General features: G+C 72.2%; 26 protein-coding genes. 5 read left to right on the forward strand and 21 right to left on the reverse strand.

The window, feature by feature from the left end:
• Positions 1-3 precede the first annotated feature (3 nt).
• The 4 genes from ACWD1U_RS17170 to ACWD1U_RS17185 are packed head-to-tail and all read left to right on the forward strand — an operon-like array spanning position 4 to position 4,530.
• The gene (locus ACWD1U_RS17170) at positions 4-1,173 is read left to right on the forward strand and encodes an ADP-ribosylglycohydrolase family protein (protein WP_451108266.1); all 1,170 of its coding nucleotides are present in this window, start codon (positions 4-6) and stop codon (positions 1,171-1,173) included.
• The gene (locus ACWD1U_RS17175; protein ID WP_451108267.1) at positions 1,161-2,522 is read left to right on the forward strand and encodes an ADP-ribosylglycohydrolase family protein; all 1,362 of its coding nucleotides are present in this window, start codon (positions 1,161-1,163) and stop codon (positions 2,520-2,522) included. Before ACWD1U_RS17170 ends, ACWD1U_RS17175 begins: the two co-directional genes overlap by 13 nt.
• Complete coding sequence (locus ACWD1U_RS17180; RefSeq protein WP_451108269.1) at positions 2,519-3,718, forward strand: CaiB/BaiF CoA transferase family protein; 1,200 nt, start codon at positions 2,519-2,521, stop codon at positions 3,716-3,718. Before ACWD1U_RS17175 ends, ACWD1U_RS17180 begins: the two co-directional genes overlap by 4 nt.
• Positions 3,715-4,530: an HpcH/HpaI aldolase/citrate lyase family protein gene (locus tag ACWD1U_RS17185; protein WP_451108271.1), complete on the forward strand. Its 816-nt coding sequence runs from the start codon at positions 3,715-3,717 to the stop codon at positions 4,528-4,530. The genes ACWD1U_RS17180 and ACWD1U_RS17185 overlap by 4 nt, the downstream gene beginning before the upstream one ends.
• 64 nt (positions 4,531-4,594) lie before the next feature.
• Here ACWD1U_RS17185 and lgt read toward each other — a convergent pair whose 3' ends face one another.
• From lgt to hisI, 11 genes are all read right to left on the reverse strand, one after another.
• On the reverse strand, positions 4,595-5,527 hold the full coding sequence (gene lgt, locus ACWD1U_RS17190) for a prolipoprotein diacylglyceryl transferase (RefSeq protein ID WP_451108273.1): 933 nt from the start codon (positions 5,525-5,527) through the stop codon (positions 4,595-4,597).
• A gap of 84 nt (positions 5,528-5,611) precedes the next feature.
• A complete protein-coding gene (locus tag ACWD1U_RS17195) occupies positions 5,612-6,385 on the reverse strand; it encodes a DsbA family protein (RefSeq protein ID WP_451108274.1) in 774 nt (257 codons plus the stop codon).
• An 86-nt stretch (positions 6,386-6,471) separates the two neighbouring features.
• On the reverse strand, positions 6,472-7,290 hold the full coding sequence (trpA, locus tag ACWD1U_RS17200) for a tryptophan synthase subunit alpha (RefSeq protein ID WP_451108276.1): 819 nt from the start codon (positions 7,288-7,290) through the stop codon (positions 6,472-6,474).
• Entirely contained in the window at positions 7,287-8,573 is a 1,287-nt protein-coding gene (gene trpB / locus ACWD1U_RS17205; RefSeq protein ID WP_451108277.1) for a tryptophan synthase subunit beta, read from the reverse strand. The genes trpA and trpB overlap by 4 nt, the downstream gene beginning before the upstream one ends.
• Before the next feature lie 74 nt (positions 8,574-8,647).
• Positions 8,648-8,878 carry a tryptophan biosynthesis modulator TrpM gene (gene trpM / locus ACWD1U_RS17210; RefSeq protein WP_451108279.1) on the reverse strand — a complete coding sequence of 77 codons (231 nt, stop codon included), beginning with the start codon at positions 8,876-8,878 and terminating at the stop codon, positions 8,648-8,650.
• A gap of 21 nt (positions 8,879-8,899) precedes the next feature.
• On the reverse strand, positions 8,900-9,709 hold the full coding sequence (gene trpC, locus ACWD1U_RS17215) for an indole-3-glycerol phosphate synthase TrpC (RefSeq protein WP_451108281.1): 810 nt from the start codon (positions 9,707-9,709) through the stop codon (positions 8,900-8,902).
• Positions 9,710-9,847: 138 nt separating this feature from the next.
• Complete coding sequence (locus ACWD1U_RS17220; protein WP_451108283.1) at positions 9,848-10,282, reverse strand: DUF2752 domain-containing protein; 435 nt, start codon at positions 10,280-10,282, stop codon at positions 9,848-9,850.
• 83 nt (positions 10,283-10,365) lie between these two features.
• A complete protein-coding gene (locus ACWD1U_RS17225) occupies positions 10,366-10,617 on the reverse strand; it encodes an HGxxPAAW family protein (RefSeq protein WP_451108285.1) in 252 nt (83 codons plus the stop codon).
• Positions 10,618-10,771: 154 nt separating this feature from the next.
• Positions 10,772-11,413 carry a TIGR02234 family membrane protein gene (locus ACWD1U_RS17230; protein ID WP_451108287.1) on the reverse strand — a complete coding sequence of 214 codons (642 nt, stop codon included), beginning with the start codon at positions 11,411-11,413 and terminating at the stop codon, positions 10,772-10,774.
• Positions 11,414-11,454: 41 nt separating this feature from the next.
• Positions 11,455-12,936 (reverse strand): anthranilate synthase component I, encoded by a 1,482-nt coding sequence (locus ACWD1U_RS17235; protein WP_451108289.1) that lies wholly within the window; start codon positions 12,934-12,936, stop codon positions 11,455-11,457.
• Positions 12,937-12,947: 11 nt separating this feature from the next.
• Complete coding sequence (gene hisI / locus ACWD1U_RS17240; protein WP_451108290.1) at positions 12,948-13,391, reverse strand: phosphoribosyl-AMP cyclohydrolase; 444 nt, start codon at positions 13,389-13,391, stop codon at positions 12,948-12,950.
• A gap of 121 nt (positions 13,392-13,512) precedes the next feature.
• Here hisI and ACWD1U_RS17245 point away from each other — a divergent pair, with 121 nt between their 5' ends.
• Entirely contained in the window at positions 13,513-14,148 is a 636-nt protein-coding gene (locus ACWD1U_RS17245) for a TIGR03085 family metal-binding protein (protein ID WP_451108292.1), read from the forward strand.
• A gap of 193 nt (positions 14,149-14,341) precedes the next feature.
• Here ACWD1U_RS17245 and ACWD1U_RS17250 read toward each other — a convergent pair whose 3' ends face one another.
• The 10 genes from ACWD1U_RS17250 to hisD form a co-directional block, all read right to left on the reverse strand.
• Positions 14,342-15,610 carry an MFS transporter gene (locus ACWD1U_RS17250; protein ID WP_451108293.1) on the reverse strand — a complete coding sequence of 423 codons (1,269 nt, stop codon included), beginning with the start codon at positions 15,608-15,610 and terminating at the stop codon, positions 14,342-14,344.
• Positions 15,588-16,178: an ArsR/SmtB family transcription factor gene (locus tag ACWD1U_RS17255; RefSeq protein ID WP_451108295.1), complete on the reverse strand. Its 591-nt coding sequence runs from the start codon at positions 16,176-16,178 to the stop codon at positions 15,588-15,590. Before ACWD1U_RS17255 ends, ACWD1U_RS17250 begins: the two co-directional genes overlap by 23 nt.
• Before the next feature lie 119 nt (positions 16,179-16,297).
• Positions 16,298-17,053: an imidazole glycerol phosphate synthase subunit HisF gene (gene hisF, locus ACWD1U_RS17260; RefSeq protein ID WP_451108296.1), complete on the reverse strand. Its 756-nt coding sequence runs from the start codon at positions 17,051-17,053 to the stop codon at positions 16,298-16,300.
• On the reverse strand, positions 17,050-17,463 hold the full coding sequence (locus tag ACWD1U_RS17265) for a RidA family protein (RefSeq protein ID WP_451108298.1): 414 nt from the start codon (positions 17,461-17,463) through the stop codon (positions 17,050-17,052). The genes hisF and ACWD1U_RS17265 overlap by 4 nt, the downstream gene beginning before the upstream one ends.
• Entirely contained in the window at positions 17,460-18,191 is a 732-nt protein-coding gene (gene priA, locus ACWD1U_RS17270) for a bifunctional 1-(5-phosphoribosyl)-5-((5-phosphoribosylamino)methylideneamino)imidazole-4-carboxamide isomerase/phosphoribosylanthranilate isomerase PriA (protein ID WP_451108300.1), read from the reverse strand. The genes ACWD1U_RS17265 and priA overlap by 4 nt, the downstream gene beginning before the upstream one ends.
• An 11-nt stretch (positions 18,192-18,202) precedes the next feature.
• On the reverse strand, positions 18,203-18,847 hold the full coding sequence (gene hisH, locus ACWD1U_RS17275) for an imidazole glycerol phosphate synthase subunit HisH (protein WP_451108302.1): 645 nt from the start codon (positions 18,845-18,847) through the stop codon (positions 18,203-18,205).
• Positions 18,844-19,008 carry a hypothetical protein gene (locus ACWD1U_RS17280; RefSeq protein WP_003989585.1) on the reverse strand — a complete coding sequence of 55 codons (165 nt, stop codon included), beginning with the start codon at positions 19,006-19,008 and terminating at the stop codon, positions 18,844-18,846. The genes hisH and ACWD1U_RS17280 overlap by 4 nt, the downstream gene beginning before the upstream one ends.
• Positions 19,005-19,598 (reverse strand): imidazoleglycerol-phosphate dehydratase HisB, encoded by a 594-nt coding sequence (gene hisB / locus ACWD1U_RS17285; protein ID WP_451108304.1) that lies wholly within the window; start codon positions 19,596-19,598, stop codon positions 19,005-19,007. Before hisB ends, ACWD1U_RS17280 begins: the two co-directional genes overlap by 4 nt.
• Complete coding sequence (locus ACWD1U_RS17290; RefSeq protein ID WP_451108306.1) at positions 19,595-20,707, reverse strand: histidinol-phosphate transaminase; 1,113 nt, start codon at positions 20,705-20,707, stop codon at positions 19,595-19,597. Before ACWD1U_RS17290 ends, hisB begins: the two co-directional genes overlap by 4 nt.
• Positions 20,704-22,029 (reverse strand): histidinol dehydrogenase, encoded by a 1,326-nt coding sequence (gene hisD, locus ACWD1U_RS17295; RefSeq protein WP_451108307.1) that lies wholly within the window; start codon positions 22,027-22,029, stop codon positions 20,704-20,706. Before hisD ends, ACWD1U_RS17290 begins: the two co-directional genes overlap by 4 nt.
• Between the last annotated feature and the right edge of the window lie 114 nt (positions 22,030-22,143).

Genomic DNA, 22,143 nt, shown 5'->3' on the forward strand with positions numbered 1-22,143 from the left:
GCCATGCAGCCCGAACCACACCAAAACGCCTCACTGGACGAGCGGATCACCGGCGCCCTGGTCGGCGCGGCCGTCGGTGACGCTCTCGGCGGCCCCGTCGAGGGTTACACGCCCGAGCAGATCCTCGAACGCCACGGCGGCCGAGTCCACGGCATCGTCGGCCCCTGGCACGGCGACGACTGGCGCACCGCCCGCCCCCTCGCCCCGTACCACAAGGGCGACGGCCACGTCACCGACGACACGTTGATGACCCACGCCCTGATCCGCGTCTACGCCCGCGTCCGCGACCACCTCGACGCCTACGCGATCGCCGACCACCTGGTCCCCGACCTGATGACCGAGCCGCGCTGGATCCCGGAACTGGAGACCGAGGCACTCCCCCTCCAGCGGATCTTCCTCGCGGAGAAATGGCTGGTCACGAGAATCCACTATGGTCACGTCGACCCGCGCGAGGCCGGCACGGGCAACATCGTCAACTGCGGCGCGGCGATGTACACGGCCCCGGTCGGCCTGGTCAACGCCGCCGGCCCGCGAGCCGCGTACGCCGAGGCCCTCGACATCGCCGGCGCGCACCAGTCGTCGTACGGCCGTGAGGCCGCGGGCGTCCTGGCCGCTGCGGTGGCGGCTGCGTGCACGCCCGGGGCGACCCCTGACTCGGTCGTCTCGACGTGCCTCTCCCTCGCGAAGGACGGCACCCGGGCCGCGATCGAGCGGGTCTGCGAGGAGGCCTCCCGCCACACGGACTTCGAGTCGGCCCTCGGCCCGTTGCGCGAGGCGGTGACCCCCTACGACACGGTGGGCCCCGACTACCGCGCCCCCTCCCTGGGCGCCCGCCGCCCCTCCCGCCTCCACTCGATCGAGGAACTCCCCGTCGCACTGGGCATGTTGCTCGTGGCGCGGGGCGACTACCGTCACGCGGTCCTCGGCGCGGTGAACTACGGCCGCGACTGCGACTCCATCGCCACGATGGCGGGCGCGCTGGCAGGCGCCCTGGGCTCCCCGGTTCCAAAGGACTGGGCCAAGACCGTCGCCGAAGCGAGCCGCCTGGACCTCTGGGAGCCGGCGACCACCCTCACCGCCGTGACGCGCGAGATCTTCACCCGGGACGTGGCCCGCCGCCGCGCCCACGAACAGGCCTTCGCGTCCCTCGGAGGCCGGGAATGCTCCGACTGACCTGGGTCCAGCCGGAGGATTTGCTCGGCCACGAGCTGCGCCAGGCGGCCCAGGACGGCCGCGAGCCGAGAGCGATCGCAGCCCGATGGCGAGCGGCAGGCGGCCCCGAGGCCCCCGCCACCGCGGGCGCGTCCCCCACCCCGGTGTCCCGCCGTCTGCGCCTGCTGGCAGAAGACCTCCTGGACGAACTGGCCGATCTCCCGAGCGCGTTGGCGGACGACGAACCGACGGACCTGGAAAGGATCAGGTCCGCCTGCCCCGATTGGCCAGCACCCGTGGGCACCCCAGCCACAACCCCGCACCTCCTGGAAGCCGCCTGGCTGGGCCGAGCCGCTGGCTGCCTCCTGGGCAAACCGGTCGAGAAGCTGCCCCTCACAGCCGTCCGCCGACTCGCCCGGTCCACCGGCAACTGGCCCCTCACCACCTGGTTCACCGCCCGAGGCGTCCCAGAGGCCCTCCTCAGGGAGCACCCCTGGAACCGCCGCTCGGCGAACACCTCCCTCGCCGAGAACATCGACGGGATGCCGGAGGACGACGATCTCAACTACCCCCTCCTCAACCTCGTCCTCCTCCGACGCCACGGCACGTCCTTCACCACCACGGACGTGGCCCGCACCTGGCTCGACGAACTCCCCGCCGGCCGCACCTTCACCGCCGAACGCATCGCCTACCGCAACCTCCTCACCGGCCTGGAGCCCCCGCACACCGCCCGCCACCGCAACCCGTTCCGCGAATGGATCGGCGCCCTGATCCGCGCAGACGTCCACGGCTGGACCAACCCCGGCGACCCGGCCGCCGCCGCCGAACAGGCCCACCGGGACGCCACCCTCACCCACACCGCCAACGGCGTCTACGCGGCGATGTTCACGGCGGCCACCATCGCGACGGCCGCGACCGGCGACCACGACGTCCACACGTGCCTGCGCACCGGCCTCACCGTCGTCCCCCCACGCTCCCGCCTGGCCCGAGCCGTCCACCACGCCGTCCGACTGGCCCGGGAGCACGACGACTTCGACACGGTGGTCGACGAACTCCACGCCACCCACGCCGCCACCCACCACTGGGTGCACGCCGTCCCCAACACCGCCCTGATCGCCGCCGCCCTCACCCATGCCGACGGCGACTTCTCCGGCTCCGTCTGCCGCGCGGTGAGCGGCGGCTGGGACACCGACTCCAACGGCGCCACGGCCGGCAGCGTCGCGGGTCTGCTTGCCGGGCACCCCGCGGCGCTCCCCGACCGCTGGACGGCACCCCTGAAGAACCGGCTGTCCACGTCCGTCGGCGACTTCAACGGCATCGGCTTCGACACCCTCGCCCTCCTCACGCACCGGGAGACCCACCGCTCATGACCGCTCCCACGACCGCGCCGCTCACCGGCCTCCGTGTCCTCGACCTCGCCACCCTCTTCGCCGGCCCGATGGCCGCCACCCTGCTCGGCGACTTCGGCGCGGAGGTCATCAAGGTCGAACATCCGAGGAAGCCGGACCCCTCCCGGGGCCACGGCCCGTCGAAGGACGGCGTGGGCCTGTGGTGGAAGACGCTCGGCCGCAACAAGCGCACCATCACCCTCGACCTGTCCAAGCCCGGCGGACGCACGACCCTCCTGCGCCTCGCCACCACCGCAGACGTGATCATCGAGAACTTCCGCCCCGGCACCCTGGAGAAGTGGGACCTCGGCTGGCCGGAGCTGTCGGCCGCCAATCCCCGGCTGGTCCTGGCCCGCGTCACCGGCTTCGGCCAGTTCGGCCCCTACGCGCACCGGCCCGGCTTCGGCACTCTCGCCGAGGCGATGAGCGGCTTCGCCGCGATCACCGGCGAACCGGACGCGCCCCCGACCCTGCCGCCGTTCGGTCTGGCCGACGCCATCGCGGGCCTGACCACGGCGTACGCGGTGATGACGGCGCTCGCGGCCAGGGACAAAAACGGCGAGGGCCAGGTCGTCGACCTGGCCCTGATCGAGCCGATCCTGGCCGCCCTCGGCCCCCAGCCCCTCTGGTACGACCAGCTCGGCCACATCCAGCCCCGCACCGGCAACCGCTCCCCCAACAACGCCCCGCGCGGCGTCTACCGCACCGCGGACGGCACCTGGGTCGCCGTCTCCACATCGGCCCAGTCCGTCGCGGAACGCGTGATGCACCTGGTGGGCCGCCCGGAACTGATCGACGAGCCGTGGTTCGCCACCGGCGCCGACCGAGCCCGCCACGCGGACGTCCTGGACGAGGCGGTCGGCAGCTGGATCGCCGAACGCACCCGCGCCGACGTACTGGCCGCGTTCGAGAAGGCGGAGGCGGCGGTGGCCCCGGTCCAGGACATCGAGGACGTGATGGCGGACCCGCAGTACCAGGCCCTGAACACCATCACCACCGTCGACGACCCGGAACTGGGCCCTCTGCGCATGCAGAACGTCCTCTTCCGTCTCTCCGCCACGCCCGGCGCGATCCGCTGGGCCGGCCGCCCCCACGGCGCCGACACCGACGAGGTCCTCTCCGAGCTGGGACTGTCCCGGGCCGACCTCACGGCGCTGCGCACGGAGGGCGCCCTGTGACGGTGTACCCCCTCACCTGGCTCTACGCACCCGGTGACCGGCCCCACGTGGTGGCGAAGGCCCTCACCTGCGCCGCCGACGTGGTCGTCGTCGACCTGGAGGACGCGGTCCCTCCCGACCGCAAGGCCTACGCCCGCGCCGCCACCGCCGACCTGCTCGCCGACCCGCCCCCGGTCCCGGTGCACGTCCGCGTCAACGCCCTGGACGGCCCGTGGGGCGCGCAGGACATCGCGGCCGTGGCCCCGGCCCCCGGCCTCTCCGGCCTCCGCCTCCCCAAGATCACCTCACCCGGCGAGGTCGTCCACGTCGCACGCCGAGCGGCTCGGTCCGACCTGTACGCCCTCCTGGAGACGGCCCTCGCCGTGGAACAGGCGTATGCCATCGCCGACGCCCACCCGAACCTGCGCGGCATCGCCCTCGGCGAGGCCGACCTGCGGGCCGACCTGGGGGTACGCGACGACGCGGGCCTCGACTGGTCCCGCTCGCGGGTGATCGTGGCCGCCCGGGCCGCGGGGCTGCCGCCTCCGGCCCAGTCGGTCCACCCGGACACCCGCGACCTGGAGGGCCTGGCCGCCTCCTGCGCCCACGGCCGCGCCCTGGGCTTCCTCGGCCGTGCGGCGATCCACCCCCGCCAGCTCCCGGTGATCGAACGGGCCTACCTGCCCGGCGAGGAGGAGATCGAGCAGGCGGAGACGGTCCTCAAGGCGGCGGCGAGCGAGCCGGGCGCCCAGGCCCTCCCGGACGGCCGGTTCATCGACGCGGCGGTGGTGAAGGCGGCCCAGCGCACCCTGTCCCTGGCCCGCCGCCGCTGACCCCTCGCACGCGCCGAGGGCGCCCGGACGGTTCCGGGCGCCCTCGGTGTCGTACGGGCGATCGTCAGGTCTTCTTCGCCGGCCCGGCCTCGTTCTTGGCGTCCTCGGCGTCGCCGTCCTTGTCCTCGGCGTCGCCGCGTTCGCTGTCGGCCTTGCCGTCGGCGTCGGCCACCTCGCCGGAGGCTCCCGGCTCCACGACTTCCTCCCGGCCGGGCCGCTTCTTCGACGACAGCACCAGGTACGTCACGGCGAGCAGGAAGACCAGGATCGCGGTCCACACGTTCAGCCGGACGCCCAGGATGTGGTGGGCGTCGTCGACGCGCATGTACTCGATCCACGCCCGGCCCGAGCAGTACGCGGCGACGTACAGCGCGAACACCCGGCCGTGTCCGAGCCGGAAGCGGCGGTCAGCCCAGATGACCAGCAACGCCACGCCGACGCACCACAGCGACTCGTAGAGGAACGTCGGGTGGTACGTGCCCGGCACCCGACCGTCCGCCGAGGAGGTGATCTCCAGAGCCCAGGGCACGTCGGTGGGCTTGCCGTACAGCTCCTGGTTGAACCAGTTGCCCCAGCGACCGATCGCCTGCGCGAAGGCGATGCCCGGCGCGACGGCGTCGGCGTAGGCCGGCATCGGGATGCCCCGGCGGCGGCAGCCGATCCAGGCGCCCAGCGCGCCCAGCGCGATCGCGCCCCAGATGCCGAGGCCGCCCTCCCAGATCTTGAAGGCGTTCACCCAGTCACGGCCCTCGCTGAAGTACAGCTCGTAGTCCGTGATCACGTGGTAGAGCCGGCCGCCGACCAGGCCGAAGGGCACGGCCCAGACCGCGATGTCGGCCACCGTGCCGGCCCGCCCGCCCCGGGCGATCCAGCGCCTGTTGCCGAGCCAGACGGCAACGAAGACGCCGATGATGATGCAGAACGCGTAGCCGCGCAGCGGAATGGGGCCGATATACAGCACCCCGCGCGACGGGCTGGGAATGAAGGCAAGTTCCATGGCAAGGTCGACGCTACCGTGCGGAGCCGGGCCCGCGGCAGGCAGCCCGGCTACGGGTCCATAACGGGGCCGTGAGAAGGTCCCTCACCCCTTGTTCGCCTCCTGCACCATCTGCTTCAGCTTGGCCGGGGTCATCGTCCGGTCCTGGTAGATGTTCTTGCCGTCGAACAGGACGGTCGGGGTGCCCGAGAAGTCGCCCTTGTCGAAGGCCTGGTGGGACTTGGCGACCCAGGCGTTGTGGGTGCCGCCCTCGACGCACGCGCGGAAGGCGGGGGTGTCCAGGCCGTCGACCTTGCCGGCGAGCTCGATCAGCTTGTCGCTGTCCGCGTAGGCGTCGTCGACCTCCGGGGGCTGGTTGTCGAAGAGCACGTCGTGGTACGCGGGGAACTTCCCGGCGTCCTGGGCGCAGGCCGCGGCGTTGGCCGCGTTGCGCGAGCCGCTGCCGCGCATGTTGCCGTCGATGAGCGTGACCAGGTGGTACTCGACCTTCAGCTGACCGGCGTTCGTCAGCTCGTGGATCACCGGCCGGTACGCCGTCTCGAAGGACTTGCAGGCCGGGCAGCGGAAGTCCTCCCACACCGTGAGCGTGGACTTGGCGCTGTCCTTGCCGACCGGGATGGCGAGGCCGTCCTTGCCCTGCGCTCCCGAGGGGACCACGACCGGGCCCGAGGCCTCGCTGTCGTCCTTGCCCGCATTGGCCGCGATGACGCCGATCACCGCCGCGAGTCCCAGGACGGCGACGACGGCGCCGCCGACGATCAGCGCGCGCCGGCGCTTGTCCGCGGACTTCTGCTTCTCGCGCTCGACCGCCAGCTTCTCCCGGGCGGTGCGCTTTCCCTCACGGTTCTTCTCGCTCACACCCCGGAAACGAACCGGGGAGGCGCACCGCGCCTCCCCGGTCCCAGGTCCACCCGTACGAGGGACCTGCATGGCTTCCGGCTTTCTCACGCCTGTCCGCGCACGCCCTTCGCGAGGCCGGCCGCGAGCGAGCGCACGGCCTCGACACCGGCCGCGCCGTCCGGGGCGTCCAGCATCGCCTTGACGAAGGCCGAGCCGACGATCACGCCGTCGGCGAAGCCGGCGACCTCGGCGGCCTGGGTGGCGTTGGAGACGCCGAGCCCGACGCAGACCGGCAGGTCCGTGCCGGTGGCCCGGGTGCGTTCCACCAGGTCCTGGGCTTGGGAGCTGACGGTGGCGCGGGTGCCGGTGACGCCCATGAGGGAGGCGGCGTAGACGAAGCCGCTGCCCGCCGCGGTGATCTGGGCGAGCCGCTCGTCCTTGCTGCTGGGGGCGACGACGAAGACGGTGGCGAGGCCGTGCTTCTCCGCGTGCTCCCTCCACAGCGCCGACTCCTGCACGGGCAGGTCGGGCAGGATGCACCCGGCGCCGCCCGCCTCGGCCAGCTCGGCGGTGAACCGCTCGACGCCGTAGCGGTCGATGGGGTTCCAGTACGTCATGACCAGGATGGGCTTGCCGGTGGCCTGGTGGGCCTCGCGGACCGTGCGCATCACGTCGGCGATCCTCACGCCGCCGCGCAGGGCGATGTCGTCGGCGGTCTGGATGACGGGGCCGTCGAGGACGGGGTCGCTGTGCGGCAGGCCCACCTCGACGATGTCGGCGCCGCCGTCGATGACGGCCTTGATCGCCTCGATGCCGCCGTCCACGGTCGGGAACCCGGCCGGCAGGTAGGCGATGAGCGCGGAACGCCCTTCGGACTTCGACGCGGCGAGGGTGTCGCTCAACAGCTGAATGTTCCCGCTCACTTGGCGTCCCCCTCGATCTCGGCGGTGTCGGTGTCCGCGTCGGCGGCGACCTCGGCGTCGGTGTCGTAGAGGCCGAAGTAGCGGGCGGCGGTGTCCATGTCCTTGTCGCCGCGGCCGGACAGGTTGACCACGATCAGCCCGTCCTCGCCCAGCTCCTTGCCGACCTCCAGGGCGCCCGCGAGCGCGTGGGCGCTCTCGATGGCCGGGATGATGCCCTCGGTGCGGGACAGCAGGCGCAGGGCCTGCATGGCCGCGTCGTCGGTGACCGCGCGGTACTCGCCGCGGCCGGAGTCCTTGAGGTAGGAGTGCTCCGGGCCGATGCCCGGGTAGTCCAGGCCGGCCGAGATCGAGTACGGCTCGGTGATCTGGCCCTCGTCGTCCTGCAGGACGTAGGAGCGCGAGCCGTGCAGGATGCCGGGCTCGCCGGCGGTCAGGGTCGCGGCGTGCTCGCCGGTTTCGACCCCGTGGCCGGCCGGCTCGCAGCCGATGAGGCGGACGGACTCGTCGGGGATGAAGGCGTGGAAGAGACCGATGGCGTTGGAGCCGCCGCCGACGCAGGCGACGGCCGCGTCGGGCAGGCGGCCGGCGCGCTCCAGGAGCTGGCTGCGGGCCTCGACCCCGATGACCCGGTGGAAGTCGCGGACCATGGCCGGGAAGGGGTGGGGTCCGGCGACGGTGCCGAAGAGGTAGTGGGTGTGGTCGACGTTGGCGACCCAGTCGCGGAACGCCTCGTTGATGGCGTCCTTCAGCGTGCGGCTGCCGGACTTCACGGCGATGACCTCGGCACCGAGCATGCGCATGCGGGCCACGTTCAGGGCCTGGCGCCGGGTGTCGATCTCGCCCATGTAGATCGTGCACTCGAGGCCGAAGAGCGCGCAGGCCGTGGCCGTGGCGACGCCGTGCTGGCCGGCGCCCGTCTCGGCGATGACGCGGGTCTTGCCCATGCGCTTGGTGAGCAGGGCCTGGCCGAGAACGTTGTTGATCTTGTGAGAGCCGGTGTGGTTGAGGTCCTCGCGCTTGAGGAACACACGGGCACCGCCGGCGTGCTCGGCGAACCGCGGGACCTCCGTGAGCGCCGACGGGCGGCCGGTGTAGTCGACCAGGAGGGCGTCGAGCTCCCTGGCGAACTCCGGGTCGTGCTTGGCCTTGTCGTACTCGACGGCCACCTCGTCGACCGCGGCGACGAGGGCCTCCGGGATGAACTTGCCGCCAAAGGCCCCGAAGTAGCCTTCGGGACTGGGGGTTCGACCCTCGGGGTCGGGGATGAAGAACTGGCTGGGCATGCGGAAACCTCACGGTGAGTGTGGACGGACACTGATCGCCGTGGGGGCGGGGATCGACTGTTGGCTGCGGACCGTCAGTTGCCGGTCGCGCCCACACGGCGGAGCCGCGTGTGTCGGAACTGCCCCGCGCCCCTGAAGGAGGGGCGCTGTCGCCATCGCATGCCGTTCACCTGGCCCGGCTCGTCACCGATGACGTAGCGGACCCGGCGGCCGTGAACGCGGCGCGCGGGGGCTCGGCAGCCGCGGGGGCGGCAGCCGCGCGCGAGGCGGGCGTACCGGTCGGCGGTCGTCATGGTGAGGGTCATCGGGGCAAGCCTAGCGGGAGATCAGTTCCGGCCGTGCCGGAGAGCGGGATGTTCGCCTGCCGCCACCAGGTCGGAGACCGCCGTCCTGGGGTCCTTGCCGGTGACGAGGGACTCGCCGACCAGGACCGCGTCGGCGCCGGCGTTGGCGTAGGCGATGAGGTCGTGCGGGCCGCGGACACCGGACTCGGCGATCTTGATGATGTGGTCGGGGATCTCCGGTGCCACGCGCTCGAAGGTGCCGCGGTCCACCTCGAGGGTCTTGAGGTTGCGCGCGTTGACGCCGATCACGCGGGCGCCGGCGTCGACCGCGCGCTCCACCTCGTCCTCGTCGTGCACCTCGACGAGCGGCGTGAGCCCGATCGACTCGGCGCGCTCGATGAGGGACTCCAGCGCGGGCTGGTCGAGGGCCGCGACGATCAGCAGGACGACATCGGCGCCGAAGGCGCGGGCCTCCCACAGCTGGTACGAGGTGACGATGAAGTCCTTGCGCAGGACCGGGATGTCCACACGGGCGCGGACCGCTTCCAGGTCGGCGAGCGAGCCGCCGAAGCGGCGCTGTTCGGTGAGGACGGAGATGACGGCAGCGCCGCCCGCCTCGTAGTCCGCGGCCAGGCCCGCCGGGTCGGCGATCGCGGCCAGGGCGCCCTTGGACGGGCTGGAGCGCTTGACCTCGCAGATGACCTTGACGCCGTCGCCGCGCAGTGCGGCCGCGCCGTCCTTGGCCGCGGGAGCCTTCGCCGCGCGCTCCTTGAGCTCGTCGAGGCTGACGCGCGCCTGCCGCTCCGCGAGGTCGGCACGGACTCCGTCGATGATCTCGTCGAGCACACTCACGCGAGCGGCCCCCTTCCAGACGGTTGACAGTTCCAGCGAACAGTGGGAACAGATGGTCACTGCGATGGTATCCGGAGCGGGGCGAAGGCCTCGCATCCGGCTGACGCCGGTCCCACTACCTGGACATCCGCCGGTTGATCAAGGATGGAGCCAACCACCGAAGGGCAGGTTCCGGACAACCGTGAAGACCAGCAGCAACGCCCCCAGGCTCCACACCAGCTGCGGCCGGGGGTCCATCCGCAGCGGGCGGCCGCGGACGGCGTGGACCACCCATACGGTCCACAGCACGGCGAAGGCCAGATAGCCGAGGACGGCGAGCGCGTTGTCGTGCAGGGCCGCGAGGAGGTCGCCGTGCACGAACGCGTGCGCGCTGCGCAGACCACCGCAGCCGGGGCAGTACAGGCCCGTGTAGTGCAGCAGCGGGCAGACGGGGTAGTGGCCGGGTTCGTTGGGGTCGACCGCGCCCACGTAGGCGAAGGCGGCGGCGACGGCCGCGAGCACCCCGGCGGGGACGGCCAGGCGGCCGGGGACGCTGCGCGTCACCCTTCGGCTGTCGGCGTTCACGGTATGCATTGTGCACCGCGCGCGCCCGAGGGGCGGCTCCGGCACTCGAGTGCGGGCCGCCCCTCGTGCGACGACGCGATGTGCGCCCGGAATCAGCCCTCGGCGCGCGCCGGCTCGCGGTCGCCCGTCATCGCGTGCGGCTTGTGCAGGTCCTTCGGCTGGCCGAGGCCCATCATCCGCATGATGCCGCCGACGACACCGCCGAGGAGCACGACCACCATGCCCGCCCAGAAGCCCAGCGGCTGGTCCATCACCATGAACGCGCCCGCGACGCAGAAACCGATGAAGGCGATGATGACACCGGTCCAGGCGGCCGGGGTGTGACCGTGGCTGCTGCCCGCCATTGCTTGCTCCTCGTTGCTGTGTACGTGTCTGAGCAGGACGCTCGAGGCCATTGTCCCGCACGCTCGCGTGCGGGGTGAGCGGGGGTACGCCTGGGGTTCTTCGGCGCTCCCCCGTACGGCTCAGCACCCCCGACGGCTCCGCACCCCCGACGGCTCAGGCCCCGGTCGGGTCCTCGCCCCGGTCGAGTGCCTTCCACAGGTCCTCGGGCCGGTCGGGGTCGACGGCGGGGGCCTTGCGGCGCGGCTGGGGCGTGCCGCTCCGCTCGTAGCGGCCGGACATCGCGGGCCACAGCCGGCCGTAGCGCAGGGCGAGCAGTCCCGCCAGGAGGATCAGGACGCCGCCGACGGCCGCCACGTACGGCCAGGCGGTGTGGCTGAGGGCGTCGACGGAGGCCGAGGTGTCGCCGGAGGCCTGCGCGGCCTGCTCGTCGAGCGCGGAGCTGTCGGAAGCGCCGAGCAGGGCGGCCGCGACGATGCCGGCGCCGGAGAGCGCGAGCAGCGCGGCGACGACGAAGCGGCCGGCGCGGCGGACGGCGAAGACGGCGACGAGCGCGGCGAGGCCCACGACGGCGAGCGCCGCGGGAACACCCGTGACGTCGCTGCCCTTGGCGGTCAGGGGGAAGGCGCCACCGGCCACCGTCGCGGTGCCCTCCGACCATCGCTGCCGGGTGGCGAGCAGCGCCACGGCCGCGCCGAGCGCGCCGCACAGCAACGCGACGGCGAGGCTCAGTCGGCCGGCGCGGGCGGATCCGGCGGCTTGGGCAGGGGGGTGCGGTACAGCAGTCACGTACCCCACTATCGCCTGAACCCCGGGCGAACCGTCACCCGGGGTTCATCTCAGGCCTTTCCCAGCCGGTTCGCGGTGTGCACGGCCCGCAGCACCGCCGCCGCCTTGTTGCGGCACTCGGTGTCCTCGGCGACCGGGTCGGAGTCGGCGACGATGCCCGCGCCGGCCTGTACGTACGCGGTGCCGTCGCGCAGCAGGGCGGTGCGGATGGCGATGGCGGTGTCGGAGTCGCCGGCGAAGTCGAGGTAGCCGACGCAGCCGCCGTACAGCCCGCGCCGGGACGGTTCGAGTTCGTCGATGATCTGCATGGCGCGGGGCTTCGGGGCACCGGAGAGGGTGCCGGCCGGGAAGCAGGCGGTGAGGACGTCGAAGGCGGTGCGGCCCGGGGCGACGCGGCCCGTCACCGTCGAGACGATGTGCATGACGTGCGAGTACCGCTCGACCGACATGAAGTCGACCACCTCGACGGAACCGGGTTCGCAGACCCGCCCCAGGTCGTTGCGGCCCAGGTCCACGAGCATGAGGTGCTCGGCGCGCTCCTTGGGGTCGGCGAGGAGTTCCTCGGCGAGGGCCTGGTCCTCCTGCGGGGTGGCGCCGCGCCAGCGGGTGCCGGCGATGGGGTGGACCATGGCCCTGCCGTCCTCGACCTTGACCAGGGCTTCTGGGGACGAGCCGACGACGTCGAAGCCGTCGAAGCGGAAGAGGTACATGTACGGCGACGGGTTGGTGGCCCTCAGGACCCGGTAGACGTCGAGCGCGCTCGCCGTGCACGGGGTCTCGAAGCGTTGGGAGGGGACCACCTGGAAGGCCTCGCCGGCCCGGATGCGCTCCTTGATGTCCTCGACGGCCTCCTGGAAGTCGGGGCCGCCCCACAGCGCGGTGTACTCGGGGAGCTCGGACGGCGGCAGCACGGCCGGGGGCTGGGCGACCGCGCGGGAGAGGTCGGCCTGCATGGCGTCGAGCCGGGCCACGGCGTCGGCGTAGGCCTCGTCGACGCCCGTCTCCAGGTCGTTGTGGTTGATCGCGTTGGCGATCAGCAGGACCGAGCCCTCCCAGTGGTCCATGACGGCGAGGTCGCTGGTGAGGAGCATGGTCAGCTCGGGGAGCTTCAGGTCGTCGCGCTCGCCGGGGCCGATCTTCTCCAGGCGGCGGACGATGTCGTAGCCGAGGTAGCCGACCATGCCGCCGGTGAAGGGCGGCAGGCCCTCCTGGTGGGGGGTGTGCAGGGTCTCGATGGTGGCGCGCAGCGCGGCGAGGGGGTCCCCGTCGGTGGGGACGCCGACGGGCGGGGCGCCGAGCCAGTGAGCCTGCCCGTCGCGCGCGGTCAGCGTGGCGGCGCTGCGGACGCCGACGAACGAGTACCGGGACCAGGAGCGGCCGTTCTCCGCGGACTCCAGGAGGAAGGTGCCGGGGCGCTCGGCGGCGAGCTTGCGGTAGAGCGCGACCGGGGTGTCGCCGTCGGCGAGGAGCTTGCGGGTGACCGGGATGACCCGCCGGTCGGTGGCGAGCTTGCGGAACGTCTCGAGGTCCATGGCCGCTGACCTTACTGATCCGGGGCGGGGCGGTCGGAGCCGCCGTCCTTGAGGAGCACGTCCTCGTAGAAACAGGTGCGGGCGCCGGTGTGGCAGGCGGCCCCGACCTGGTCGACCTTGACGAGCACGGTGTCGGCGTCGCAGTCCAGGGCGACGGACTTCACCCACTGGAAGTGGCCCGAGGTGTCGCCCTTGACCCAGTACTCCTGGCGGCTGCGCGACCAGTACGTGCACCGGCCGGTGGTCAGGGTGCGATGCAGCGCCTCGTCGTCCATCCAGCCGAGCATGAGCACCTCTCCGGTGTCGTACTGCTGGGCGATGGCGGGCAGGAGGCCGTCAGCGCTGCGCTTGAGGCGCGCGGCGATCTCCGGGTCGAGGCGGCCGGATGGAGCGCTGTGGCGCGAAGCGCCTCCGTGAGGGGCGGTGGCCGGGCGACGGGCGGGCGTGCTGGTCATGCCGACCATTGTGCCGCGCGCCGCTGACCGGCCAGGTGGAATGTCCACGGTGCGGACCGCCCGTCGGCCGGGAACGGCACGTCTGCTGGGCTGACCGGGGGGCTGGTCGTAGGCTGGCCGCATGTCGACCCATGCCAAGCGTGAACGACTTCTCCTCGCCGACCTGTTGGAGACCGCGGGCCCGGACGCGCCCACCCTGTGCGAGAGCTGGACCACCCGGGACCTCGCCGCGCACGTCGTCGTGCGCGAGCGCCGCCCGGACGCCGCAGGCGGGATACTGATCAAACAGCTCGCACCGCGCCTGGACCGGGTGATGGCGGAGTACACCGACAAGCCGTACGAGGAGCTGGTCCAGCTGATCCGTACGGGCCCGCCGCGCTTCTCGCCCTTCTCCCTCAAGCCGGTCGACGAGGCGTCGAACATCGTCGAGTTCTACGTCCACGCCGAAGACGTCCGCCGCGCCCAGCCCGACTGGTCCCCGCGCGAGCTCGACCCGGTCTTCCAGGACGCCCTGTGGTCTCGCCTGGAGCGCACCGCGCGCCTGATCGGCCGCGGCGTCCCGACGGGCCTGGTCCTGCGGCGCCCCGACGGCCGGACAGCGGTCGCCCACCGCGGCACCCCGGTGGTCACGGTGACCGGCGAACCCTCCGAACTGGTCCTGTTCTCCTACGGCCGCCAGAGCGCGGCCAAGGTCGACCTGGACGGCGAAGAGAGCGCGATCGCGAAGCTGCACGAGACGAAGCAGCTCGGGATCTGAGGGGCCCTTGCACTATGAGCGTCCGATCAGGTCGCGTGGTCCGGTGCCGTGCAGCGCAAGGCGCCTAAGTGCCCAGGCAGCGGAGCTGCCTGGGCACTTAGGCAACGCGGCGAGGCGCGGTGCCAGGCCGCGCGACCCGGGCGGGCACCGTGCAAGGACCCCTGAGAGAGCCGCCGCCGGAGCCGGCGGACGGTCAGCGCGGGAGCTCGGCGCGGCGCAGGGGCGCCGAGCACAGCGTGAGAAGAACACCCAGGGCGCAGATCGCCGCGCACACCGCGAAGACCGGGCCCGCCGACCAGCGCTCGACGGCAGCGCCGACCAGCGGGAAGGCGAGCGGGGCGATACCGAAGCCGACCAGGGTGGAGACGGCGGTGACCCGGCCCACGTAGGCCGGTCCGGCCCCGACCTGGAGCAGCGCCCCTCTCAGGGCACCGCCGAGCCCTGCCGCCAGGCCGATGACCAGACCCACGGCGCTCGCCGCCGGCACGGACGGCGTGTGCGCCAGCGCGGCGATCGCCAGGCAGCCGATGAGCTCCCCCGCGGCCATGACCAGCCCGGCCCGGGGCACCCGCCCGCGCAGTGCGAGCAGCAGCGACGCGCCCCCGGCGCCGACCCCGAACCCGGCCAGCACCCACCCCATCCCGGCGGACCCCCACCCCCGCTCCCGCGCCAGCAGGGTCAGCCCCAGATTCATCGGCCCGACGAAACCCAGATCGGCCAAGGCCATGGCGATGACCAGAGGACGCAGGACACGGTCGTGGGCGATGTGGCGCAGTCCGTCGCGCAGGTCCGCCAGAGCGGTACGGCGCGGGCGGTCCTCGCCGGGGGCGGGTTGGTGCTCCTCGTCGAGCACCGGTCCACCGACCCGTACCGCCCACAGCACCGGCAACGAGATACCGATCAGGACCGCCGCCAGCCCGAACGCCCCTGCCGTGCCGCCGAGCGCGATGCCCGAGCCGCCGAGCGGGCCGCCGAGGACGGTGGCGAGGCGGGTGGCCAGGCCGCGCATGCCGTGGACGCGGGCGAGCTGGTCCCGGCCGGTGATTCGCGCGGGCAGTGCGCCGGCGGCGGGCAGGAACACCGCGTCGACGATCCCGAAGAGCAGGGCCACCGCACCCAGCGCCCACAGCCCCGGGCTGGTCACCAGCAGCATCCCGGCCGCGACCACGACGAGCAGACAGCGCACGGCACTGCTGCCGAGGACCACCGGGCGCGGCCCGTACCGGTCGGTGACCACTCCCCCGCCCAGCATCAGCAGGGCCCGGGGCACGGCGCTCACCGCCGTCACCACCCCGGCCTGGGCCGGTGTCCCGTGCTGCACGGCCGCCCAGGACAGGGCGACGTAGTAGACGGTGTCCCCGACCGCCGACGACGTGTACGCCCCCAGCCAGCGCAGCACGTTGGGGTCGTGGTGCGCGGGCCGGGCGGCGGCGACGGTGTCAGGCACGGAACGGGAAGGCATAGGTGTGCAGGGCGACGTTCTCGCGCCCCTCGGTGTCCCCGGCCGCCTCGGCGGCGCGTCCCCTTTCCTGGTACCTGTGTGCCAGGGCCCGCAACTCGCCGGTGAGTTCGGCGAGTTCGGCCGCCGTCAGCCGCAGGAGGGACTCGGAGGATTCGGCGGCGGTGCTCCACTGGGGGCCCCAGTGGGCGCGTTCGTCCAGGTGGCGCCGGTACAGGTCGGCGTGCTGCTCGAAGAAGAGGCGGCTGGCGGCCGTGTGCGCCGCGGCCTTCTCGGGGGCGTCCCGGAAGTCCTCGTCGTGGATGCTCAAGCCGTCGGAGGCCGGCTGCCACCACCGCTCCCGCCCGTCCGCGCTCTGCGGCTCGGCCTCCTCGATCAGCCCGTGTTCGGCGAGCTTGCGCAGGTGGTAACTGATCAGCGAGACGGCCTCGTCGACCTGCTCGGCCAGTTGTGAGGCCGTCGCGACCCGCGCGATGGTCAACTGCCGCATGAGCTGCATCCGGAGCGGATGGGCCAGCGCCTTGAGGGTGCCCAAGTCGGTGATCCGACGGTCTCTCTCCTTGCTTTCCATGCCCTCGACCCTAGACAGAAAAGGAAACTTGCGCAATTATTTTTGCGCAATTTCTCTTGTGTATCCGGGGACGAGAGAGCCCCGGCCGCACCACGCGGCCGGGGCTCGGAACGGCGGTGTCACCTCACCGGATGGCCGCTCTCCCGGAGGGTGTGCTTCACCTCGCCGATCCGCAGATCCCCGAAGTGGAAGACCGACGCGGCCAGGACCGCGTCCGCGCCCGCCTCGATGGCAGGCGGGAAGTCGGCCAATTTGCCGGCGCCACCCGAGGCGATGACGGGGACCGTGACGTGCTTGCGCACGGACCGGATCATCTCCAGGTCGTAGCCGTCCTTCGTGCCGTCCGCGTCCATCGAGTTGAGCAGGATCTCGCCCGCGCCCAACTCGGCGGCCCGGTGGGCCCATTCGACGGCGTCGATGCCGGTGCCGCGGCGACCGCCGTGGGTGGTCACCTCGAAGGAGCCGGACTCGGTGCGGCGGGCGTCGACCGACAGGACCAGGACCTGGCGGCCGAAGCGTTCCGCGATCTCGCGGATCAGCTCCGGGCGGGCGATCGCGGCCGTGTTGACGCCGACCTTGTCCGCGCCGGCCCGCAGCAGCTTGTCCACGTCCTCGGCCATGCGGACGCCACCGCCGACCGTGAGCGGGATGAACACCTGCTCGGCCGTGCGGCGCACCACGTCGTACGTCGTCTCGCGATTGCCCGACGAGGCGGTGATGTCGAGGAACGTCAGCTCGTCGGCGCCCTCGGCGTCGTACACCTTGGCCATCTCGACGGGGTCGCCCGCGTCGCGCAGGTTCTGGAAGTTGACGCCCTTGACGACCCGGCCGTTGTCCACGTCCAGGCAGGGGATGACTCGGACCGCCAGGGTCATGAATCGTGCTCCTCTAGTGTCCCTCTGAATGCTTCCACTTCGACCGACACCAGGACCCGGGAGTCTATGAAGCCCTGCACGACCAGCAGTGTCGTGACCGGACGTACGGTGTCGAACAGCTCCTTGTGGGCCCGTCCCACCGCGTCGACGTCCCGTGCGTGCGCCAGATGCAGCCGGGTACGGATCACGGCCTCGACTCCGAGCCCGAACTCGCCGATCGCCTCCAGCGCGGTGGTGAACGCCACCTTGGCCTGTTCGTACGGGTCGCCGTCGCCGTAGAGCACGTCGCCCTTGAAGGCGGTCGTGCCCGCGACCAGCACGCGGTCGCCCGCCGCCACGGCGCGTGCAAAACCGAAGGACTCTTCCCAGGGGCTTCCGCTCTGCACCCGCCGCACGGCTTCGGACCTCATGACGACACAGCCTCCAAGGCTTCTTCCAGGGTGAACGCCTTCGCGTACAGCGCCTTCCCTACGATCGCGCCCTCGACACCGACCGGGACCAGCTCGGCGATCGCGCGCAGGTCGTCCAGCGACGACACGCCGCCGGAGGCCACGACGGGGCGGTCGGTGGCCGCGCAGACGTTCTTCAGCAGCTCCAGGTTCGGGCCCTGCAGCGTGCCGTCCTTCGCGATGTCGGTGACGACGTACCGCGCGCAGCCCTCCTTGTTCAGGCGCTCCAGCGTCTCGTAGAGGTCGCCGCCGTCGCGGGTCCAGCCCCGGCCGCGCAGCGTGGTGCCCCGGACATCCAGGCCCACCGCGATCTTGTCGCCGTGCTCCGCGATGACCTTGGCGACCCAGTCGGGGGTCTCCAGGGCGGCCGTGCCCAGGTTCACGCGCGTGCAGCCGGCGGCGAGGGCGGCGGCGAGGGTGTCGTCGTCGCGGATGCCGCCGGACAGCTCCACCTTGATGTCCATCGCCTTCGCGACCTCGGCGATCAGCTCGCGGTTGTCCCCCGTGCCGAACGCGGCGTCCAGGTCGACAAGGTGCAGCCACTCGGCGCCGGAACGCTGCCAGGCGAGGGCGGCCTCCAGCGGGGAGCCGTAGGAGGTCTCCGTACCGGACTCGCCGTGCACCAGGCGGACCGCCTGGCCGTCACGGACGTCGACGGCGGGGAGGAGTTCGAGCTTCACGGAAGACATCGAGGGGGGCATCAGAGGGTTCCGATCCAGTTGTTCAGCAGCTGGGCTCCGGCGTCGCCGGACTTCTCGGGGTGGAACTGCGTGGCCCACAGGGCGCCGTTCTCGACGGCCGCGACGAACGGCTTGCCGTGCGTGGACCAGGTGACCTTGGGGGGCTCCATCGCCGGGTTGTGCGTCTGAAGCGACCAGTCGTGGACGGCGTAGGAGTGTACGAAATAGAAGCGCGCGTCCGCGTCCAGACCGGCGAACAGCTGCGAGCCGGCCGCCGCGTCCACGGTGTTCCAGCCCATGTGGGGCACGATGTCGGCCTGCAGCGGCTCGACCGAGCCGGGCCACTCGTCGAGGCCCTCGCTCTCCACGCCGTGCTCGATGCCTCGCGCGAAGAGGATCTGCATGCCGACGCAGATGCCCATCACCGGGCGGCCGCCGGACAGCCTGCGGTCGACGATCCAGTCACCGCGCGCCTCGCGCAGGCCCTTCATGCAGGAGGCGAAGGCGCCCACGCCCGGCACGAGCAGTCCGTCGGCGTTCATGGCCTGGTCGTAGTCACGCGTGATCTCGACATCGGCTCCCGCGCGCGCGAGGGCGCGCTCGGCGGAACGGACGTTGCCGAAGCCGTAGTCGAAGACGACCACCTTCTTCCGCGGCGCGCTCAATTCCACACCTCCAGCCGCACGACACCGGCCGCCAGGCACATCGCGGCGCCGATCGAGAGCAGCACGATCAGGCCCTTGGGCATCTTCTGCTTGACGAAGGAGTAGATCCCGCCGACGAGGAACAGGCCGACGACGATCAAGAGGGTCGAGGTGCCGTTCACAGGGCGCCCTTCGTGGAGGGGAGGATGCCGGCCGCGCGCGGGTCGCGCTCGGACGCGTAGCGCAGGGCCCGGGCCAGTGCCTTGAACTGGCACTCCACGATGTGGTGCGCGTTGCGCCCGTAGGGCACGTGCACGTGCAGCGCGATCTGCGCCTGGGCCACGAAGGACTCCAGGATGTGCCGGGTCATGGTGGTGTCGTACTCGCCGATCATCGGCGCCATCTTCTCGGGCTCGGTGTGCACGAGGTACGGGCGGCCGGACAGGTCGACGGTGACCTGGGCGAGCGACTCGTCCAGCGGGACCGTGCAGTTGCCGAAGCGGTAGATGCCCACCTTGTCGCCGAGGGCCTGCTTGAAGGCGGCGCCCAGGGCGAGGGCGGTGTCCTCGATGGTGTGGTGCGAGTCGATGTGCAGATCGCCCTCGGTCTTCACCGTCAGGTCGAACAGACCGTGCCGGCCGAGCTGGTCGAGCATGTGGTCGTAGAAGCCGACGCCGGTGGAGATCTCCGTCTTCCCGGTGCCGTCGAGGTCGATCTCGACCAGGACCGAGGTCTCCTTGGTCGTCCGCTCGATTCTGCCGACGCGAGTCATGAACTCTGCTCCTTCTTCAGTGCACGTACCGCGTCGAGGAACGCGTCGTTCTCTTCGGGGGTTCCCGCGGTGACCCGCAGCCAGCCGGGCACGCCGTTGTCCCGCACCAGGACGCCCCGGTCGAGGATCCTCTGCCAGACCTGGTGTGAGTCCTCGAACCGGCCGAACTGCACGAAGTTCGCGTCGGACGCGGTCACGTCGTAGCCGATCGCGCGCAGCTCGGTGACCAGGCGGTCCCGCTCGGCCTTGAGCTGCTCGACGTAGCCCAGCAGCGTGCCGGTGTGCTCCAGGGCGGCCAGGGCGGTCGCCTGGGTGACGGCCGACAGGTGGTACGGCAGCCGGACCAGCTGGACGGCGTCCACGACGGCCGGGTGCGCGGCGAGGTAGCCCAGGCGCAGGCCCGCCGCGCCGAACGCCTTCGACATCGTGCGGGAGACGACGAGGTTCGGGCGCCCGTCGAGCAGCGGCAGCAGCGAGTCGCCGTGGCTGAACTCGATGTACGCCTCGTCCACGATCACCATCGACGGCTTCGCACCCTGCGCGGCCTCGTACAGCGCCAGCACCGTCTCGGGCGGGACGGCGGTGCCGGTGGGGTTGTTGGGGGTGGTGATGAAGACGACCTCGGGCCGGTTCTCGGCGATGGCCTTCTCGGCGGCGGCCACATCGATCGTGAAGTCGTCGTGGCGCGGACCGGAGATCCAGCCCGTGCCGGTGCCGCGGGCGATGAGCCCGTGCATCGAGTACGACGGTTCGAAGCCGATCGCCGTACGGCCCGGCCCGCCGAAGGTCTGCAGCAGCTGCTGGATGACCTCGTTGGAGCCGTTGGCCGCCCACACGTTGGCCACGCCGACCTGGTGGCCGGACGTGTCCGTCAGGTACCTGGCCAGCTGCGTGCGCAGTTCGACCGCGTCCCGGTCCGGGTAGCGGTTGAGGGTGCGGGCCGCCTCACGGACCCGCTCGGCGATCCGCTCGACCAGTGGCTCGGGCAGCGGGTAGGGGTTCTCGTTGGTGTTCAGCCGTACGGGGACGTCCAGCTGGGGCGCGCCGTAGGGGGACTTGCCGCGCAGCTCGTCCCGTACGGGGAGATCGTCGATACGTACGTCGCTCACTTGCTCTCGGGCACCTTCCAGCCGAACCTCGCCTTGATCGCCGCGCCGTGCGCGGGCAGGTCCTCCGCCTCCGCCAGCGTCACCACGTGGGGCGCGACCTCGGCCAGCGCGTCCTGCGTGTAGTCGACGATGTGGATGCCGCGCAGGAAGGACTGGACGGACAGGCCCGAGGAGTGGCAGGCGCAGCCGCCGGTGGGCAGGACGTGGTTGGAGCCGGCCGCGTAGTCGCCGAGCGACACCGGGGCCCAGGGGCCGATGAAGATCGCGCCGGCGTTCTTGACGCGGTCCGCGACCTGGGCGGCCTGAGCCGTCTGGATCTCCAGGTGCTCGGCGCCGTACGCGTCGACCACCCTCAGGCCCTCGTCGATGCCGTCGACCAGCACGATCGCGGACTGCTTGCCGGACAGGGCCGGGAGGATCCGGTCGTCGACGTGCCTGGTGGCCGCGACCTGCGGCTCCAGCTCCTTCTCCACGGCGTCCGCGAGGTCGGCGGAGTCGGTGACCAGGACGGCGGCGGCCAGCGGGTCGTGCTCGGCCTGGCTGATGAGGTCGGCGGCGACGTGCACCGGGTCGGCCGTCTCGTCGGCGAGGACCGCGATCTCGGTCGGGCCGGCCTCGGCGTCGATGCCGATCTTGCCGGTGAAGTAGCGCTTGGCGGCGGCGACCCAGATGTTGCCGGGGCCGGTGACCATGTTCGCGGACGGGCAGGACTGCGTGCCGTGGGCGAACATCGCGACGGCCGTGGCACCACCGGCGGCGTAGACCTCGTCGACGCCGAGCAGCGCGCAGGCGGCGAGGATCGTCGGGTGCGGCAGGCCGCCGAACTCGGCCTGCGCGGGCGAGGCGAGCGCGATGGACCCGACGCCGGCCTCCTGCGCGGGCACCACGTTCATGATCACGGACGACGGGTACACGGACCGGCCGCCGGGCGCGTAGAGCCCGACGCGCTCGACCGGAACCCACTTCTCGGTCACGGAACCGCCGGGCACGACCTGGGTCGTGCGCGTGGAGCGGCGCTGCTCGCGGTGGACGATCCGGGCGCGCCGGATGGACTCCTCCAGGGCCGCGCGCACGGCCGGGTCGAGCTCCTGAAGCGCGCGTGTGAGCGCGGCGGCCGGGACCCGCACCTGGTCGAGCCGGACCCCGTCGAACCGCTCGGCGAAATCGATCAGTGCCGCGTCGCCCCGATGATGCACGTCCTCGCAGATCGGACGCACCTTCTCCAGGGCGGCCGCTACGTCGAACTCGGCTCGGGGCAGCAGGTCGCGCAGGGCGGCACCCTCGGGAAGGGCATCGCCGCGCAGATCGATTCGGGAGATCACGTGCTCAATTCTCTCAGACCCGGGTGAGGCGCCGTTCGCGCGTATCAATGGCTGATACAGAGCCGCGCGGGGCCCGGAGGATCGCCTTCACATCCTGCTTTCGGGGCGTCACTC

This window comes from Streptomyces sp. NPDC002788, from assembly GCF_053592115.1.